This is a genomic window from Fulvivirga sp. M361 (genome assembly GCF_007097395.1).
Classification (GTDB): Bacteria; Bacteroidota; Bacteroidia; order Cytophagales; family Cyclobacteriaceae; genus Fulvivirga.
Window position 1 is genome coordinate 1 of record NZ_VKDC01000128.1, and the last position, 265, is coordinate 265.

General features: G+C 51.3%; 1 protein-coding gene. It reads right to left on the minus strand.

Going from position 1 to position 265, the window contains the following annotated elements; all coding sequences use genetic code 11:
• The coding region (locus FNH22_RS32310) for a hypothetical protein (protein WP_185154538.1) at window positions 1-265 on the minus strand (265 nt) is incomplete at both ends.

The window sequence follows — 265 nt, forward strand, 5'->3', positions numbered from 1 at the left end:
TGCCGATGAAGCTAAATGTGCCACCAGCAGGACTTCCGCTCACCAACGTAGTCAAGTCTACAACACCACCTGTCTCGCAGACATCCGTAACAGTCGCGGGAACAGTGATCGTTGAAGTACTTACTACGTTCAACGCTAAGGCTTCTGGAGTCGCAGCACAACCGCCGCCTGAAGTATAGTTTACTGTAACAGAGATCGAACCCGATAGACCCGTGGGATCAAAATCATTGCCTGTAACCCCTGTGCCGGTGAAGCTAAATGTGCC